Annotated in this window: 13 protein-coding genes and 1 pseudogene; 5 read left to right on the top strand and 9 right to left on the bottom strand. The window is 48.1% G+C overall.

What is annotated here, in order from left to right:
• Positions 1-15: 15 nt before the first annotated feature.
• The 5 genes and pseudogenes from B5P39_RS16040 to B5P39_RS16060 all read right to left on the bottom strand — a co-directional run bounded on the left by B5P39_RS16040 (position 16) and on the right by B5P39_RS16060 (position 7,170).
• A pseudogene (locus B5P39_RS16040) lies at positions 16-2,019 on the bottom strand (MtrB/PioB family decaheme-associated outer membrane protein).
• A gap of 14 nt (positions 2,020-2,033) precedes the next feature.
• Positions 2,034-2,978: a DmsE family decaheme c-type cytochrome gene (locus tag B5P39_RS16045; RefSeq protein ID WP_088212241.1), complete on the bottom strand. Its 945-nt coding sequence runs from the start codon at positions 2,976-2,978 to the stop codon at positions 2,034-2,036.
• A 528-nt stretch (positions 2,979-3,506) separates the two neighbouring features.
• The gene (locus B5P39_RS16050) at positions 3,507-4,001 is read right to left on the bottom strand and encodes a hypothetical protein (protein WP_088212242.1); all 495 of its coding nucleotides are present in this window, start codon (positions 3,999-4,001) and stop codon (positions 3,507-3,509) included.
• Positions 4,002-4,133: 132 nt separating this feature from the next.
• The gene (locus B5P39_RS16055; RefSeq protein WP_088212243.1) at positions 4,134-5,774 is read right to left on the bottom strand and encodes a ShlB/FhaC/HecB family hemolysin secretion/activation protein; all 1,641 of its coding nucleotides are present in this window, start codon (positions 5,772-5,774) and stop codon (positions 4,134-4,136) included.
• Between the two features lie 175 nt (positions 5,775-5,949).
• Positions 5,950-7,170 carry a threonine/serine ThrE exporter family protein gene (locus B5P39_RS16060; RefSeq protein ID WP_011718608.1) on the bottom strand — a complete coding sequence of 407 codons (1,221 nt, stop codon included), beginning with the start codon at positions 7,168-7,170 and terminating at the stop codon, positions 5,950-5,952.
• Between the two features lie 155 nt (positions 7,171-7,325).
• Between B5P39_RS16060 and B5P39_RS16065 the strand changes: the two genes are divergently transcribed.
• Together B5P39_RS16065 and B5P39_RS16070 are read left to right on the top strand one after the other, a co-directional pair.
• A complete protein-coding gene (locus B5P39_RS16065; RefSeq protein WP_088212244.1) occupies positions 7,326-7,724 on the top strand; it encodes an MAPEG family protein in 399 nt (132 codons plus the stop codon).
• A 212-nt stretch (positions 7,725-7,936) separates the two neighbouring features.
• On the top strand, positions 7,937-10,282 hold the full coding sequence (locus B5P39_RS16070) for a YgiQ family radical SAM protein (RefSeq protein ID WP_088212245.1): 2,346 nt from the start codon (positions 7,937-7,939) through the stop codon (positions 10,280-10,282).
• A 203-nt stretch (positions 10,283-10,485) separates the two neighbouring features.
• Here the strand turns inward: B5P39_RS16070 and B5P39_RS16075 are convergent, their stop codons facing one another.
• The 4 genes from B5P39_RS16075 to speFL form a co-directional block, all read right to left on the bottom strand.
• A complete protein-coding gene (locus B5P39_RS16075) occupies positions 10,486-11,640 on the bottom strand; it encodes a porin (protein ID WP_088212246.1) in 1,155 nt (384 codons plus the stop codon).
• A gap of 124 nt (positions 11,641-11,764) precedes the next feature.
• Entirely contained in the window at positions 11,765-13,084 is a 1,320-nt protein-coding gene (gene potE, locus B5P39_RS16080) for a putrescine-ornithine antiporter (protein ID WP_088212247.1), read from the bottom strand.
• A gap of 85 nt (positions 13,085-13,169) precedes the next feature.
• Positions 13,170-15,332: an ornithine decarboxylase SpeF gene (gene speF, locus B5P39_RS16085; RefSeq protein WP_088212248.1), complete on the bottom strand. Its 2,163-nt coding sequence runs from the start codon at positions 15,330-15,332 to the stop codon at positions 13,170-13,172.
• A gap of 311 nt (positions 15,333-15,643) precedes the next feature.
• On the bottom strand, positions 15,644-15,748 hold the full coding sequence (gene speFL / locus B5P39_RS25185; RefSeq protein WP_011624389.1) for a leader peptide SpeFL: 105 nt from the start codon (positions 15,746-15,748) through the stop codon (positions 15,644-15,646).
• A 481-nt stretch (positions 15,749-16,229) separates the two neighbouring features.
• On the opposite strand from speFL, the gene B5P39_RS16095 reads away from it, so the two are divergent.
• The 3 genes from B5P39_RS16095 to B5P39_RS16105 are packed head-to-tail and all read left to right on the top strand — an operon-like array spanning position 16,230 to position 17,936.
• Positions 16,230-16,778 carry a YbhB/YbcL family Raf kinase inhibitor-like protein gene (locus tag B5P39_RS16095; protein WP_088212249.1) on the top strand — a complete coding sequence of 183 codons (549 nt, stop codon included), beginning with the start codon at positions 16,230-16,232 and terminating at the stop codon, positions 16,776-16,778.
• Positions 16,779-16,795: 17 nt separating this feature from the next.
• Entirely contained in the window at positions 16,796-17,554 is a 759-nt protein-coding gene (locus B5P39_RS16100; protein WP_088212250.1) for a helix-turn-helix transcriptional regulator, read from the top strand.
• Between the two features lie 31 nt (positions 17,555-17,585).
• Positions 17,586-17,936, top strand: coding sequence for a YkvA family protein (locus B5P39_RS16105; RefSeq protein ID WP_088212251.1), 351 nt, complete (start codon positions 17,586-17,588; stop codon positions 17,934-17,936).
• Positions 17,937-18,000: the final 64 nt, after the last annotated feature.

Consider the following 18,000-nt stretch of genomic DNA (forward strand, 5'->3'; position numbering starts at 1 on the left):
TTCACCTCTGTTAAATCAAGGCAGCATGTAGCTGAAGGTCAACATCAGCAGATGCGCGTTGTAGTTATGATTAAGCTCACCCAAGGTCACTAATCCTGGGACGGCATAGGGGCTGACCTCGGCGTAGTCAGTGTCGTAGTAACGTTCGTACTGGTAGCTCAGCTTGAGTCCCATGCACTCGTTCAGGGCATAACGGCCATACAGCTAAAGGTTGTGGCTGTAGGAGTAGTAATCACCGTAAGGTTGGTCTGTGGTTGTGGTGATTAGGGTGTCACTTGCGGAGTTCGCAAATTGGTAATTCCCCCCAATGCTTAAGCGGTCATCCATCAGGCCGTCGTAGGTAAACCCAATATTGAGGTCGATAAATTCATCGTCGACATTGGTGTACCAATCTGGGGAGGAATAGGCTTGGCTTCCTGCCATGTCAGACTCAATCCACTGTTGCCCTGCGCTAGCAAAAACGTTGAGTCTGTTGGATAGCTGGGCACTGAGTTGTACGTTGTATCCGTAGTCCTTCACCCCTGTTAAACCAATAAGGGTGCTGTCGTAGTCGTCGTTGTTGTAATGGGCATCGAAATCAACCGTTAGCCATTGCAGGGGAGTATGATTAACCCTGAGTTCGAGCCCATTACGGTTTCTATCAGCAAGGTAAAACTTGCGTAGCAGTGGATTTTCTTCGATTGAGGTGGCTTCTAGACTGTCGTAGGTTGAGCCGTCACGGGTTTCGTAACTGGCTTTCAGGTCAACCAGAGTTTTAGGGATGACGCGGATATTCAGCTTAGCCCATAGCGCGCTGTCTTCGGTCTTTTCACGCTCGGTATAGTTACGCTCAACCGCTTTGTAATCAAAACCGCCGAGTAAGCGATAGTCGCTGTTGAAACGGTAACTACTCTGCAGTTTGAAGTTGGTGCGTTGAATATCCATCGCCACGTTTTGCTTAAAGGCGCCACTGACGTTGTCGACTTCAAATTGGGCAAAATCCCAGGTAGAGCTTTTATTGTCGCGGTCGCTGTAATCCAGTTGACCGTTCAGGCGCCAGCGGGGGCTTAACATACTGCTAAAGCCGATACGCGCGTCCAAGGTCTCCACTTCGCCGTCCCAGCTTTGTAGAGGGTTACCGCTGACTTGGATGAGATTGTCATCCTGGATCATTCGGCCTGTGGCAAGACGGCCGTTAATCACACCGCTGCCAAGCAAATATTGGCCTGTCAACGAGACTTGATGGGCGTCGTTATCCGGCGTGGCGGCATACACATTGTCAGCATAGGGCAGACTTAAGTGATTAATGTGATTGCGGTAGTAACTGCCGTTATAGGCCAGTTCACTCTGCCATTGGTGTTGGTCGATGCTGATACCGGCATTGATATTTTGAGTGGTCGCATCCACGGGTAAGGCGAAGTTTATTGGGCCAGAGTTGGCTAATAAACTGCTGCGACGATTTCCCGTTTTATCCTCGTGGTCATAGTTGATATAACCCTTAAGGCCGTTAAGCAGTGCATCTAATTCACCCTCAAGGCCGATACCGATTTTTTCACGTTGTAATTCGAGGTCAAGGGAACGAGTGTGGCTATCGGGTAGCAGCAATCCATTGTTATGCCATAGTTGGGTTTGGGCCGTGGCGTCATAACGGGTCAGTAGGCTGTAATCGAGTTGGACGCCGCCCAGATTGTTTTTGCCTGCTTCCAAATGCAAATAACCGTTGTCCGAACCGAGTTCATCGGCTTGCATCGTTGCGTGGTATTCACCTTGTCGATAACTTACATCCCCACCGACACTGCCGCGCCAGCCCGCATCACTGTCACCAAAGTTATTACCTGAGTGGATATCGTCACTGCTTGCCCAGCCAACATTGGCGTTAACTTCGCCCTGGTAGCCCTGCTTTACGGTACAGGACTTACATTGATAGGCGGTGGTGTTGACCTTGCTGGTATTGGCTTGCTTAACCGAAAAGTCTGCTGCGTTAACGCTTGCAGAGGCGGCAAGCAGTCCAATGGTGATTAAATTCAAGTTAAATTTCATCTCAGACTCCTTAATCAACGCGCAAAATTGCTGCCAGCAGGGTGGTTGGAGCCGTGGATTTGGCTATGGCAATTCAAACAACCCATACCCGCCCCAAAAGCATTGGTACTCGGTTGGCTAACCACGCGGCTCGCATGACCATCGTCGGCATGACATTGTTGGCATAGCTGTGGCACACGTTGTTTAACCAGGGCCTCGTTTACGCTGCCGTGAGGGTTATGGCAGGTTGAGCAGTTTTCGGTGACGGGCGCATGCTCCCATAGGAAGGGGCCGCGTTTTTCGGCATGACAGCTATAACAAGTGTCATTTACCGTGGCTTTTTTGAGGGCGCTCTCATTCGATGAACCGTGGGGAGCATGGCAATCGATACAGGTCATCTGGTTCCACTTCAACGGATGGGATGAGCGTTTGCTCATGTCCGCTTTTTCGCGGGTATGACATGAGGTACAGGTCTGATTAACTTGCTGTTTGTCTAAGATTGGATCTTTTGCTGCATGCACCTGATGGCAGGAGGCACAAGCGATTTCCTCCAGATTATGCAAGCTATTATGCCAACCCGCTTTTGCGGTATTTTGGTGACACCCCAAACACACGGTATTTTGCGTCGGCGCGGATAACTTACTGGCTTGACCAAAGGTGATCATTGGCTCTTTACCACCTTTGTTATGGTTACCGAGAGGGCCATGACAAGATTCGCACTGCAATCCCGCCATTGGGGAATTGGAGTGGCTCATGTCACCATGCTTGCCATCAAAAATAGCCATGACTTTGTCATTTTTCTTATGACACATTAGGCAGGTGTCAGCACCTTTTGAAGAATATTGACCCGCGGTGAATTTTTGTTCTAATAGCTTTTCAAGTTGCTCACTGCTCTGGGCCTTTTCTGCTATTACTGAGGGAGATAATAAAAGTAATGCACTCGCTCCTATTATCCAGCGTTTTATTTTATGCCATCTCATATTAGCTGCCTTTTATTTAATTTTTGTACGGTTGGGATTATTAATTCCTGTAAATGTTACCTTCGAGGCGGCGCTTAATTAAGGTATGTGAAAGGCTTGTTTTAAAAACTGGAGTTAGCACATAAAACGAAGGGTTATATAGAGTTTGTCACAGTAAAGAGTAACTGATTCTCAATTGAGTGGTATTGTTTTCCTTTAAATACAGTCTAATGCGTTTCAGATTTGAATGGGGTGTATTTGGGGTTAAAAGAAGGTTGCAACAATGTTTTTTACGGTTGTGGTTGGCCAGATATTGAAATTGTTCGATGTCACAAAAATAAGAATTACTTATCTTGTTTTTGGTTTTTAAATCTCGAAATTGCGGGTTTAGAAGGTTATAAGTTGAAATTATAATATCGTTTATTAATTAAATGTTTTTAAGTGGAGACTGATATGGGTAAGCATTTTCTGGGGTAAATAAAATAATTGCCATAAATTAACCATCTTAATTAAGATGAGTTAAAATACAGCAAAGCATTGTTGAACGGATTATTGTACTGCTGGCGTTGTGTTATTTGAGGGCTGGCTCGCAAGCACTTGCGCAGTATTAATAAGATTCTGAGTGAGTTCTTTCGCTTTATCCTCGGGGAATTTGGTCGCCAATGAGGCTTGCAGTTTTTCCTGCAGGTTTGCTAATAGGGTTTGCTTATCGATATCGGCGGCTGTCTGTTTGAGGTTCGTGACTCCGCTGGCGAGGGCCTGCAGCTCTGGGAACAATTGCGCGTTCTTTAACGGGGCTAAAAGTGCTAAGTCCTTTAAATTTGCGTCGTCGACTTTATTGTCTAAGGTGAGGAGCAGATTATCGACCTTGTCGAAGGTTTGTTCGCTGCGACTAATTAAAGGCGCGATGGCGGCGTCTTCTATGAGTCCGGTGAATTTATCGACGGTGGCGTATAACAATCCCGCGACGATGATCAGCGGCAGCATGATCCCCGTGAATAATCCCACCCAAAAGTTGTTAAGCCCAGCGGCGAAGTTTTTCATCTTAGTCCCTTATTCCCGTTAAACGCTTAAGTTACGCTATGCGCTTTGTCGATGGCTGACAAGCGGTTACTGCTAAAACTGCGTGCTCAGCGATAAAACGAGGCGCATATCCGATGCGCGATAAATCACGGATTAGAAGCTGCGCTTCACTAAGAATCGCCATTCCCAACTGTTGACCGAATCACCACCCGTGTAGGGCACTGATAGGTCAATATGGGCGACGTTGCCGTAACTGGAGCGTGAGGAATAAATCCGCGCGCCAATACCTATACTGGCAAGCGGGCCACTCACTTCGTTATTGGCCGCTAACGGACCGCCCGAGGCTTGGCCGACATCGGCAAATACCGCCCAACCGAGTTCGGCCAATTGGTATAGGTTGATATTGGGATAATTACGGATTTCGGCGGTGAGTAACCATTGGTTATCGCCCTGTTGATATTCGTTGGGATAACCGCGTACCCCGGTTTCATCGCCAAGCCCTTCGGTGAGATCAAGGTAAGTATTATTTGATACACTCGCCCACGCCTTGCCATAGGCTATCCATTTAGGATTGATTTGATAGAAGTACTCGGCCTGAACATTGGCTTGATAGGTATCTTTTTGGGTGGTGCCTAAGGTGCTGGTGGCGCCCATTTCGAGTAACCATAAATGCTCATCAAACTTATATCCACGGGTGGTTTGCCATTTGAAGTGGTAGCCCACTGGGTTATTGTCGCCTATATCATTGGTCTCGATACCCAATTGAATATAGTGGTGCCAACCTAAGTTAAAGTCTTCGTTATTACGAATAAGGTGCACGTTATTGAGTACCTGAAAGTCATCCTGAATAAACTCATAGGCGACCCAGGGATACATAAAGTCTCTGTCCTGGGGTAACTCGGAAGTGGGGTACACCTCTGAATTGGCAAACTCGTGCTTATCTTGGGTAAAACCAGTGATAAAGCGCGATAAGTGTTCGTTATTCTTATTGATTAGCCAGCCATATTGCAGATTGAGATAGTCGACAGTGTGCTCAAACTCGTTCACCTCTTGGCCGTTTTGCCGCAAGATATCGGTGCGGCTATCATCTAAAAACTCCGCCGAGTACATGGTCTCAGTATTCAATGAATAGAAGGGCTTACTGACATACACATGCTTAGCTTGGCCGTCGCTATTATCGTAAAACTCGGCGGCAACAATACCGTGGTCGATGATGCTAATGGGCGCCTCGAAGGCGAACTTATAGCCAGTACGGGATTCATCGGATTGATATTTTAAGCGGGTGCGTATGCCTGTTCCGAAGAGGTTGTCTTCTTTCACACCAAAGGAGTAGCGGGTGTCACCGCCTGAGCTACTAAAGCTGGCCGTGGGGAGCAGTGACCAGTTATCCCAGGTTTCGATAACAATCGACTCATCATCGGGATGGGCATCTGCCTCAGGGTCTTTCTCGCTGACATAGACTTTTGCATCGCGGATATAGGGTTCGGCACGCAGCAAACGTTGGGATTCGTCGAGGTCTTTTTGGGTAACAGTATCGTTTTCACCAAAGGTCAGCCTATCCTTAACCACATATTCCTTAGTGTTGATATGCAGATAGTTTGCCCAGCGGTGGATGAAAAATGTATCGGGATCGGATTCATCGAAAATCGGGTTGCTCACCACGACAATCTTACTCACCTTTTTCGGGGCCTCGGCGGTTGCAGTTTTGGGCACGACCTCATCCGCTCTGGCTAGGCTGACTAGACCACAGAGGCAACAAGGTAGAATCGATGCATACAGGGTAAACTTCTGCATAAAACCACTCCCGTAAACTGGATGGCGACAGCTTAAGATTCTGCTGTGCTTCACAATTTAATAACACACGGGAAGTGGCGATTAGTCAAGGAAACATTTTAATAAGATTATGATTTTACTTAAGGTTACTTTAAGAATCGGGCTGGAGTTGGCGCCAGCCCTGAGAGAGGGGATGTTACAGCGTACGTCTTGGTGGTACCACGACGTTGGCAAAAATCAGTCCGGCGATAAGCGACATAAAGATCAAAAAGATCTGCGATCCAATATGGGATTGGTTAAGCATAGTTTCGCCGGAGATCAGTGCGTTCAGCCCTATGTAGGTTTTACTGCCTGGCACTAAAATCACAATACCTTGCAGCAATGCAATCGAGGCGGGCGCCTTCATCCAACGGGCGAAGAGATTGGAATACACCCCTACCGCCAAGGCGCCGAAGAAGATCCCCACAGAATCCCCAAAAAAGTGCCCGCCTAACATGGCGGAGAAGAATGCCACTATCCCCGCCAATACGCCCCAGGGCGAATCTTGCATCCGCGCCTTAAAGATAAACACCAGCGCCATCGACAGGATAGGCACCGCCGACCAAATCGCCCAGCGGGGCAAGCCTTCTGGCTCGATATGAATGGCTTCACCGAAGAAGGCTTTACCTATCGCCATCCCTAGCACTGCACCAAAGTACAGCTTAAACAACAGCATACTGGCATCCATAATCCGCGCGGTGCCCGAGATCAGGTCGCGTGCCGCCAGTTCCGCCAGCCCTAAGGTTAGGGCTAAGCCGGGAATAAAGATGATGATTGAGGAGAGGATCACCACGGGAATATTAATATTGGGATCGATGCGGGCAATGGCGCAGGCGGCAATGGCGCAAACAATCGTCGCGAATGGCTCTAACACTTCTGCCATGCGCGTCGAGCGCTCGGCGCGGTACACAAAGCCATAGACCAGCAAGCCTAACAAGCCCGACCAAAAGACATCGTTCCAACCCGTGCCCATCAACATGGCAAAGGCGGCCGCCGAGGTGCCAAAGGAGAAACAGGTTAATGCTGGGCCATAGGGGTTGGGTTTGTTGGCGATTTCTTCTAGCCTGTCTAAGGCTTCGGTGAGCGTGCGTTTACCCGAAGTGAGCTCATCCACCAGTTCATCGGTGCGAGCGAGGGAGCCTAAATCCAATTCGCCGGGTTTAACCCGCGCAACATGGTTATATTCTTGATCGGTATCGTGTTGTAATACAAAGGTCATGGAGGTCGGTGAGATTAAAAAATAACCTTCGATTCCGAGCGTCCGTGAGACGGTTTGCAAATGGGTTTCAAGACGGTAAGCGGGTGTGCCAAACTTATGTAAAGCCTTGCCTAGCTTAATGATAAATTTACGCTTTTCGAGAAACTGTTCGTTATCCAATCGGGCTATTCACTGTATAAAAAGTTGTAAGAGATCACGCGCGCATATTAACCTATCTTGTCGCTAAAAGGTTAATGGCTTTTAAGCTTAATACAAATAAATTGCTGAATTTTTGCGGCGGATGCCGTGGTGATGTTAATTAAAAGGGAATCGCTATGCCGTTGATGGTAACAGGGTTTTACGCCAGCTTGACTGGGTTGTTGATAATAGCGCTGGCTTATCGAGTGGTGAAATTAAGACGAAGCCAAAAAATCGGACTCGGCGATGGCGGCAACAATGCCTTGACGCTGGCGGGCAGGGTGCATGCGAATCTGATTGAGAATGCGCCCATCGTATTGATTTTAATGCTGGTGGCCGAGGCGGGTGGCTTGGCGCATTTCTATTTACATTGTTTCGGTACCGTGTGGATTGTGGCGCGCTTGCTCCATGCAATAGGGTTAACTCAGGGGAAAGGCGGTTATCATTTCGGCCGTTTTTGGGGCGTGTTGCTCACTTGGCTAGTGACTATCAGCCTAGCCTTGGTCAACTTAGTGCATTTTGCCCAAAGTCTGTAATTGCTGAGATAGGGTAATGGCCGTCTAGGCCATATCCCTAGCCACTTTAGGGGTATTGAGCACATTGGTGCAAATACCCCGAAAAACACCTCGGCTGCTGTTTTTTTAATCGCACTTATCCCTGTTTGCCTGCTATACTCCGCGTCCCTAAATCGGTGCGGCCCGTTTTTGCCTGCACCTTTGTTTGACATTACGCTTTTGGGTCAAAATCGATGCAAGTTGAATCCACACTGTTTAGCCATCCCAAGTATTGGGCCGAGTGCTTTGGCACAGCGCCTTTTTTACCTATGTCTCGCAAGGAGATGGAGAAATTAGGCTGGGACAGCTGTGACATTATTATTGTCACTGGTGACGCCTATGTGGATCATCCAAGCTTTGGCATGGCGGTCATTGGCCGGATGTTAGAAGCCCAAGGCTACCGCGTTGGGATTATTTCTCAGCCCGATTGGTCGAGCAAAGATGCCTTTATGCAGCTTGGTCGCCCGAATCTGTTTTTTGGTGTCACCGCTGGCAACATGGATTCGATGATCAACCGTTACACCGCCGATCGTCGCATTCGTAGCGATGATGCCTATACTCCTGGCGATGTGGGTGGTAAGCGCCCCGACCGTGCCGTGACCGTTTATACCCAACGTTGTAAAGAAGCCTTTAAAGATGTGCCAGTGATCATTGGCGGCATCGAGGCGAGTCTGCGCCGTATTGCGCACTACGATTATTGGTCAGACAAAGTCCGTCGCAGCGTGATTTTCGATGCTAAGGCCGACATCTTGATGTACGGCAACGCTGAGCGTCCGCTGGTTGAAGTGGCGCGTCGTTTAGCCGCAGGTGAAGCGATTGCGGATATCCAGGATGTGCGCGGCACAGCGGTTATCCGTAAAGAGCCTATGCCCGAGTGGCGTGGTATGGATTCGCGCAAGATCGACCAACTGCATAAGATCGATCCTATCCCGAACCCCTATGGCGCCGACGATGTGGGCTGCGCCAACTTATCTGGCCCATCGGATGTTAAAATTTTCGATAACGATGCGCCGAAACCCATCAGTGTGCAGCCTGCACGCCCTAAGCCTTGGGATAAAACCTATGTGCTGTTGCCTGCCTTTGAAAAGGTCTCTGAGGACAAATATTTATACGCCCATGCCTCGCGGATTTTGCACCAAGAGCAAAACCCGGGGTGCGCGCGAGCGCTGTTCCAGCCCCTCGGTGACCGTGGCGTGTGGGTGAACCCGCCTGCTTGGCCGCTCAATACCGACGAGATGGATGCCGTGTTCGATTTACCCTATAAAAGGGTGCCGCATCCTGCCTACGGTAAGGACAAAATCCCCGCCTATGACATGATCAAGACGTCAATCAACATCATGCGTGGTTGCTTCGGCGGCTGTTCATTCTGCTCGATTACCGAGCACGAAGGCCGAATTATCCAGAGCCGTTCGCAAGAATCGATTATTAAAGAAATCAAAGATATTCAGGATAAGGTTCCCGGTTTTACTGGGGTGATTTCTGACTTAGGCGGCCCAACTGCCAACATGTATCGCCTCGGCTGTACCAGTGAGAAAGCGGAGAAAACCTGTCGCCGTTTATCCTGTGTGTATCCATCGATTTGCGGCCATTTAGGCACAGATCATAAACATACTATCGACTTGTACCGCGCCGCTCGCGCCGTGCCCGGCATTAAGAAAATTTTGATTGCTTCGGGTGTGCGTTACGACTTAGCGATTGAAGATCCGGCCTATGTTAAAGAGTTGGTCCAGCACCATGTGGGCGGCTATTTAAAAATCGCCCCTGAGCATACCGAAGAAGGGCCGCTCAGCAAGATGATGAAACCCGGCATGGGCGCCTACGATAAGTTTAAAGAGCTGTTCGACAAGTATTCTAAGGAAGCGGGTAAAGAACAGTTCTTGATCCCTTATTTTATTTCGGCGCATCCGGGCACGACCGACGAGGATATGCTCAACCTTGCGCTCTGGTTGAAGGAGCGTAAGTTTAAGCTCGACCAAGTACAAAATTTCTATCCATCGCCAATGGCGAATGCGACGACCATTTATCACACTGAGTTGAACTCGCTGAAAAACGTGAAGCACAGCAGTGAAGTGGTGCCAGTGCCGAAGAAGGGCCGCCAACGCCGCCTGCATAAGGCGCTGCTGCGTTACCACGACCCAGCGGGTTGGCCTATCATCCGCGAAGGTTTGATTGCCATGGGACGCGAAGATTTGATTGGTAACAGTCCGAATCACCTCGTTCCACCTGAGGGGCGCAACGAACGTGGTCCGAAATGGATGAAGGATGCTAACCAAGGGCAAAAAGCGCTGACGCGTTTCTCGGGTAATCAGTTCGATGAGCGTAAGGGCAAAGGCGATGCCAAGGGCAAACCGAGCGCAAGCAAGCCTAAGGGGCCCAAGTCTGGGGCGAATGCAACGCAAAGTCCGCAGCCTAAGAGCAGCCGTCCGGGGGCTAAGGCACCTTTTGGTCAGTCTGGCTTTAAGGGAAAATCTGAGCAGGGTAAGGCTGGGCACCAAGGCCGCGGAAACAAAGCCTCTTCAGGCCGTCAGCACGCTAAGTAACGGCGAAAAAAAGCCACTCCAGTAAACCTATTTGGAGTGGCGCAGAGATGATGGTAAACCAGCGGTACCATCCAATGAGTGTGTGGCGAGCGTTTGTAGACGGAACGTGCGCCGCACCTCAGTCTCAAATGGGCCCACGGATATGAGGAACGTGAGCCACTATCCCTCAATGTACGGGAGAGCCTGATGAAGACTTTCCATTCCTAAAAGAAGTAGTTAATCCCTACCGCAAAGCCATTATCTTCCTGCGCTTCGAGTGCTGGATCATCCATATCACTGAAATCTAACTTCATTTCGGCAAACATCACAGTGTCATTACTGTAACGGTAGTGCAGGCCAAGCATGGCGAATTGGCGGGTCCATTTGCCTTGGATGGGCGTGCTGGCATCTGTATCTAAGTCCAAATAGCTGAGGACAATCATAGGCACAAAGCCATTATCGAATTGGTAGGCCGTCATCAGCTCGGCACCAGTGGCATCGTAGAGATCGCCGCCGACCAGCTCATTGTTCTTACTCTGATGGGCGTTAAAGCCGACGTAGAGACCACTTGCTTCGCGGTTATCGGCATAGTGGTAATAGTCACCATACATGGCGCCGATACCGACGATTTCGTTGGTTTCATCGACTTGGGTATTACCTAGGTGGCCTTCAAAGTCGCCACGGTTAAAGCCAGCGAGAAGTTTAAATTTGTCGGTGAGTGAGTAGGTCAAGCTGGCACCGTAACTGCTGTCGAAATCGAGTTCAGAGTTAGCCATTGCGCTGCCATCATCGTTTTTTAAGGTGACGTTACCGTTGGTTTTGGCGGCGTATTGCAGGGCGATTTGCACTGGGCCAAAGTTATTACGGTAGATAAACGCGGAGTCGGCGCGGCCTGTTCCGGTTAAGCCGCCATCGCTAAAGGCGTAGGCGCCGACGCTATATCCGGCGAAGACGTTCGGTAAATCCGTGGTGCCTGCGACATCATAGTAAGCGCCCCATTGCTTACCAAAGCTGAGGCTACCCCATTCATCGTGCGACATACCGACATAACCTAAACGGTTATAGAGGAAGTCTTCGGTTTTTTCGGCGGCGAGTTTGCCACCTTGCATCACTAAACTGTCATCGCTGGACACCATGTTGATGCCCCATTCCGTGGTGGCAAAGGCGGTCCAGCCATTTCTCTCGCTGCGTTCAAAGCTAAATCGTACTCGGGAGGAGTCGTCAATGACTGAGGTATCGTGGCTGTCGTTGAGTGCCGCGAAGCCTAACCAACCACTTAAATCTAATGAGTTTTTTTGATCGTTATAGAGTTCAACCGCTTGGCTGCTGGTGGCGGCCAACAGCATAGGTAGCATTAACGCGATGCATGTTTTTTTCATAGTTCCACCGAAATTAGGCAAGTTTTGTCTGGGGACCTTAGGCACTGTGGCTTAAGGTCCCTGAAGACGGATTGGTTTTATGTTTCTTATCTAGTAATGGGTGAGAATCGCAGGGGAGACGTGCTCACGCTGCTTTGATCTCAGCTGTTGGTGTTTTATTGGAAATCACCCCGTAGATGGTCCAACCGAAGAAGGTCGCGATAGCGCCTAACATCACTGCGGTTTCACCAGAGCTATAGAGGGCGTAGAAGCTATACAGGGCGCCGATAACAGCAATCACGTTGGCGACACGGGCCTTGTTCGCCGGTACTTTGAGTTGTTTTTGCATCACGCCTAGGGCTGCCATTGACAGGATGTAAGGCACAATGTTAGTCACTACGGCGAGGTTAACTAGGGCTTCAAACTGTTTGCTCAGTGATGGACTAATGGTCATCAGAGACAGCAGGGTTTGAATCGAAACGATGATGGTCATACCCCAAATAGGTGCATCGGCTTTGCTGACCTTAGAGAACACTTTAGGGAAGAAACCTTCATCGGCAGAGGCTTTAAACACTTGTGCGATGGTGAACTGCCAACCCAGCAGTGAACCAGTACAGGAGATAATGGCGCAGGCCATCACTATTTTACCGACCACAGGGTTAAACATTTGCGCAAAGGCGAGACCGAAAGGTGCGTTTGAGTTAGCAAGCTCGGCGTTAGGTACAATACCGGCAATCACGTTGGTTGAAACGATATAGATAAGCGCTGCCCCTAAGGTACCGCCCATTACGGCGATAGGAACGTTTTTCTCTGGGTTATCAACTGTCTCTGAGTTAGCACAAGCCGATTCTAAGCCAAGGAATGCCCATAAAGTCATCGCGATTGAACCGCCTAAGGCTTTAAAGAAAGGCAGTTCATGTGGGTTCCAAGCACCTTTGTAGAGGTCGATGTCGAACCAGAACCAACCGATTAACGACACGCCAATTACTGGCAGAATAATCCCCCACACGGTAACGCTACTCACGCGACCCGTAATGCGGGCGCCACCAAAGTTAGCCACGGTTGCTAACCAAAGTACGCCAATGGTAGCAAGACAGATAGCCATTGGGCTTAAGTTCACTTCGAGTAGCACCGCAGCATAACCCACGGCAGAGATAGCGATGGCGACGTTAGCGATTAATAGCGATACCGCATAGGTGTAGTTCGCCATAAAGTTACCGCTGCGGCCGAAGGCATATTCGGCGTAACCGCCCATACCACCGGATTTTTTACTGAACATACCGCATTTGGCAAAAGCATAGGCAAGGGCCGTAGAACCCGCCGCCGTGACTAACCATGAAAGGATAGAAATTGTACCGACTTGGGCTAATTGGGTAGGCAACATGATAATACCTGAACCCATCATATTGACTATGGTGATAATAGTTAATTGGACGACACCAATTTTATTTGCTGATTTACTCATAATAATGACCTAATAATGTTATTCATTATAGAAGTTTGAAATTGACTGCAGAGCGGGGTTAATTAACTCTGCAGTCGGGTTTCAATTATTTATTTAATACATAACCTAGGGCTTTGATTTTTCCGTCTGGGGTGTTTTCGAGGTAAACACCTTGTAATTCAGGGGAGAATCCGGGTAATAAGTTGATGCCTTCTTCAAGGGCTAAGAAATAACGTTGTACCGCGCCGCCCCATATTTCACCTGGGACCACACATAACACCCCTGGTGGGTAAGGCAATGCACCTTCTGCGGCAATGCGTCCCTCAATTTGTGACAGTGGCACTAACTCCACTTTGCCACGGATAAACTCGAGGTTGGCTTCCTGTGGGTCCATCACTTTGGTTGGGAAATGCGCTTGGCGGAACATTTCTTTTTGCAGTTGTTTTACGTCATGGCTGACATAAAGGTTATGCATTTCTTGGCACAATTGACGGATGGTATAGTCTTTATAACGGGCTTTATTGGCGTTATAGACGTTAGGTAATACTTCAGATAATGGTGCATCTTCGTCGACTAATTTTTCGAAGCGAGATATTTGCGACACTAAGTGCTGCATCTTTGCCATATCTTCCGCAGGCGTCATCAGGAATAAAATCGAATTTAAGTCGCACTTCTCGGGAATAATATTATTTTCACGTAAGAAGTTAGCCAAAATAGTCGCTGGAATACCAAACTCAGTATATTTACCGGTTTCGGCATCGATACCTGGCGTGGTTAATAGGAACTTACAAGGGTCAACGAAATATTGGCCTTTTTCGTAACCGTCGAAGGAGTGCCATTTTTGTCCTGGCTCAAACTCGAAGAAGCGTAAATCATCGGCCATTTGTTCGGTTTGATAATCCTGCCATGGGCGTCCCTCGATCATACTAGGGATAAATGGCTTGATATATTTACATTTTTTGAGCAGTAACTTGCGAGCTTCGATACCGGCTTTGACCGCTTCACGCCACAGATAACGGCCGCTGGCGCCTTCGTGCATCTTAGCGTTCACATCCAATGCGGCAAACAGCGGATAGAAGGGGCTGGTAGAGGCATGCATCATAAAGGCGTTGTTGAAGCGTTTATGGTTGCAATATCTGGCTTGGCCTTTGATATGTGAGTCTTTTTTGTGAATTTGCGAGGTTTGTGAGAAGCCAGCCTGCTGTTTATGCACTGACTGAGTCACGATAATACCGGGATCTTCAGGTGTCAGTTCGAGCAGCAGAGGCGAGCAGTCATTCATCATAGGAATAAACTGCTCATAACCAACCCAAGCTGAGTCAAACAGGATGTAATCACATAGATGACCAATACGATCAACGACTTGGCGAGCGTTGTAGATAGTGCCGTCGTAGGTGCCCAGCTGGATAATCGCTAAGCGGAATGGACGTTGTTCATCGGCACGCTCAGGCGCAACGGTGCGGATTTGTTCCCTTAAATAAGACTCTTGGAAACAGTGGGCATCGATGCCACCAATAAAGCCGAAGGGGTTACGGGCGGTTTCTAAATAAATCGGTGTTGCACCGGCTTGTATTAACGCGCCATGGTGGTTGGATTTATGGTTGTTACGGTCGAATAATACCAGGTCGCCCTTCGCCAGCAGTGCGTTGGTCGCCACTTTGTTTGAAGAAGAAGTGCCGTTGAGCACAAAGTAGGTTTTATCGGCGTTAAAGACCTTGGCCGCGTATTTTTGTGCATCCAACGGCGCACCTTCGTGGATTAACAGATCGCCGAGTTTAACGTCGGCATTACACATATCTGAGCGGAAAATGGTTTCGCCAAAGAAATCGAAAAATTGGCGACCCACAGGATGTTTACGGAAGAATTGACCACCCTGATGGCCTGGGCAGGCGAAGGTGGAGTTGCCCATTTCCACGTATTTTTTCAGTGTGCCAAAGAACGGCGGTAATAGGGCTTGCTCATATTTTTGGACGGCGGTTTCGACCTGTTTGCCATAGAAATCGGTATTGCTACCGCAGAGCTCAAATACCCCAGTAATAGAAGAGCAAATATCATCTGGGAAGGTTTCTTCACAACAAACGGATACGAAAATAGGCAGTTTTAATCCGGTATTTTTAATTTTTTCAACAATACCATTTCTAACATCATCAACAGAGACTACAGCCGCGCCCACATCGCAAAAATCTGTGGTTAATACATTGACGACTTCTCTGTCTATTTCAAAACATGATCTAACAGATAAGCTGGCGGCAACTTTTAATGATTTCATCGTTAATTTCCCTTTTACTTTAAAAAGTTTTGGATACAACTTGGCCTATACCTAATTAAAAAATATTAATGGCATTAAATTAGATATGGCTATTCCGTGTGCAGATATGATGAGGCTATAAATCATCCAAGAATAAAATAGAGATATTTATTCCGAGAGAATTATTTGGCCGCAGCTTGACTGCACTGACTAAAGAATGCTTTGATTTAGATGCGAGATAATAAACCTGCAAAAACAGTACGATAAGTGTATGCGCTTACAAGGGCAATACCACTTTAGACCTGTTAATTGGCCTACTACCTACGCGAAGATTAGCGAAGGAAGATGTATGAATGGTCGAAATAGTCGCGTTGGCTAGGCATCATGATATGTCTAGTGCGCCGGATATGTGCCATGATTTTTGATTTCCTCTTCATATACAACTCCACTATGAGATTAGAGAAAATGATTGATACGTTTTATTACGGTATGGAGTTTATCTATGTGTTATCAATAAAAATATGATCTGTGTCTTATTTTTAATTAACTGTAATTATTTATTTTACTATTTCCTATCTATTTAAATACAGTCAATCATCCTTAAGTATCATTATCTAAATAACGAAAGTAAATATTGTCAAATTAATTTAAAAATCAAAAACTGCATAAATTAATAAAGGGTAAATATCTAATTTCGCTCTAATCACTGTATTAATTCATTTGGTGTTTTATAAGGTACGGCATATTTGAATAAAAATGCAGATAAAGTCTTTACAAAATCACTTGAGTGCTTGAAGATGACAAAAAGTCGACACTTTTTCTCAATTTTGAGCATTTAGGGAAGAAACTTGGCGTTTTGAGGCAGGTTTGTCACTTAAGACTGACGTAAATTAATCCTGTTACCTAAAGGAGATAAAGATGATGCATTTACATAAGTGGATAGTCGGAGTTGGCTTATTAACGGCGGCATTCAGCTCGGCGCAGGCCATGACCTTATCGAGTAAAGATATTGGCGAAGGTCAGCAATTATCGAATCAATTTGTTTTTAATGGGTTTGGCTGTAATGGCGAGAATCTTTCTCCCGAACTCACTTGGAGCGACGCGCCAAAGGGCACAAAAGCCTATGCGGTGACAGCCTATGATCCCGATGCGCCTACAGGCAGTGGTTGGTGGCACTGGGCCGTTTACAATATTAACGGCGATCAACAACAGCTAGCCCAAGGTGCGGGCTCTAAAGCCAATGCCTTACCTAAAGGAGCGATTGCGCTAAAGAATGACTTTGGCACCACAGACTTTGGTGGCGCTTGCCCGCCGCAGGGGCATGGCATGCACAGATATATATTTACTGTGTGGGCGCTGGCCTCGCCATTAGAGTTACCTAAAGAGGCATCTCCTGCGCTATTAGGCTTTATGCTTAATGCACAGGCCCTAGGTAGCGCTAAGCTGACCGCTGTGTATCAGCGTTAATAGTGCAGGGCTGATGCATGATCCGCATGTTTGAATACGACTCTAAACTGGCGCAGTCACTTTCGCGGGTACCTGTGCATCAGCCCTCGATTATCCGTGTGATCCAAGGGGAGAAATCGCTGCTCTGGCAAGATGATGCCCTCGCCGTGAATGCCGAGCAGCTATTATTGTTACCCGCCGGATGCCATATCAGCTTCGTCAATCGACCGATGAGCGGACGCTATCGAGCGGTGCAACTCATCTTGCCCTATGAGTTGCCCTCGGGCGTTATGCTGGCGGCGACCGACAGGGTGATACCTAAACCCACGCAAACGATTTCACGCTCGGTCGATTTTGCCTGGAATGCGCTATTGCACAGCCTGACCTTGGCGCTACCCATGTCGGTGCAGATGCATTATTTAGCCGCCTTGCTGCTCAGTCTGCCGCAGCAAGCGAGCGTCAATTGGCTTTACAGTCATAAACCTGCGAATGTGAGCCAAGCTGTGCTGGGCTTATTGGGACAACATCCTTCAGCCCAATGGCAGCAAGAGGAAATCGCCGATAAGTTGCATATGAGCAGTGCCAGTTTAAGACGTAAACTGGCGCAGGAAGACACTAGCTTTAGGCAATTGCTCGCCGAAGTGCGTTTGTGTCAGGGCCTAACACTATTGCAAAACTCTACGGATTCCGTGCTGCAAATCGCCTTGGCCTGCGGCTATTTGTCGGCAGAAAAATTCTCGGCACGCTTTAAACAGGCCTTTGGCCTGACACCCGCCGCGTATCGCCGTACACTGTGAGCAACGTTAATCGTCATTACAAGGAGTCGACATGGCAGAAGAACAATTCACTGAAACTGGTTTTTGGAACAAAATCAAACTGTTTGGTCGCCAAGCCGGGCGTGAAGTGGTTGAGCGTGCCCTGTGGCTTTATTATGCGGCGCAAAAGCCCAATACGCCTAAGCGGGCTAAGTCGTTGATTTTTGGTGCCTTGGCTTACTTTATCTCGCCCTTGGATGCGATCCCGGATTTGACACCTTTAGTGGGCTTTACCGATGACTTGGGCGCCTTAGCGGCGGCGCTCACTATGGTTATGCTCTATATTGATGATGAGGTGAAATCCCAAGCGGCGGATAAGTTGGCGCAGTGGTTTGGTGATGAGCCCGCTGAGCCTAAGCCTTAGTCGCGAAAATGGCGGCATCTTTTAGGCTAAAAATATGATTTTATTAGTGGTTAATGAATAGGCT

It is taken from the genome of Shewanella sp. Shew256, from assembly GCF_002196695.1.
Classification (GTDB): Bacteria; Pseudomonadota; Gammaproteobacteria; order Enterobacterales; family Shewanellaceae; genus Shewanella; species Shewanella mangrovisoli.

Excerpts from the sequence above, each read along its gene's own strand:
- B5P39_RS16070 (WP_088212245.1), top strand. The coding sequence starts at position 7,937 with ATGCAAGTTGAATCCACACTGTTTAGCCATCCCAAGTATTGGGCCGAG.
- B5P39_RS16055 (WP_088212243.1), bottom strand. The coding sequence starts at position 5,774 with ATGCAGAAGTTTACCCTGTATGCATCGATTCTACCTTGTTGCCTCTGT.
- B5P39_RS16095 (WP_088212249.1), top strand. The coding sequence starts at position 16,230 with ATGATGCATTTACATAAGTGGATAGTCGGAGTTGGCTTATTAACGGCG.
- speF (WP_088212248.1), bottom strand. The coding sequence starts at position 15,332 with ATGAAATCATTAAAAGTTGCCGCCAGCTTATCTGTTAGATCATGTTTT.
- B5P39_RS16065 (WP_088212244.1), top strand. The coding sequence starts at position 7,326 with ATGCCGTTGATGGTAACAGGGTTTTACGCCAGCTTGACTGGGTTGTTG.
- B5P39_RS16045 (WP_088212241.1), bottom strand. The coding sequence starts at position 2,978 with ATGAGATGGCATAAAATAAAACGCTGGATAATAGGAGCGAGTGCATTA.
- potE (WP_088212247.1), bottom strand. The coding sequence starts at position 13,084 with ATGAGTAAATCAGCAAATAAAATTGGTGTCGTCCAATTAACTATTATC.
- B5P39_RS16050 (WP_088212242.1), bottom strand. The coding sequence starts at position 4,001 with ATGAAAAACTTCGCCGCTGGGCTTAACAACTTTTGGGTGGGATTATTC.
- B5P39_RS16100 (WP_088212250.1), top strand. The coding sequence starts at position 16,796 with ATGATCCGCATGTTTGAATACGACTCTAAACTGGCGCAGTCACTTTCG.
- B5P39_RS16075 (WP_088212246.1), bottom strand. The coding sequence starts at position 11,640 with ATGAAAAAAACATGCATCGCGTTAATGCTACCTATGCTGTTGGCCGCC.
- speFL (WP_011624389.1), bottom strand. The coding sequence starts at position 15,748 with ATGAAGAGGAAATCAAAAATCATGGCACATATCCGGCGCACTAGACAT.
- B5P39_RS16105 (WP_088212251.1), top strand. The coding sequence starts at position 17,586 with ATGGCAGAAGAACAATTCACTGAAACTGGTTTTTGGAACAAAATCAAA.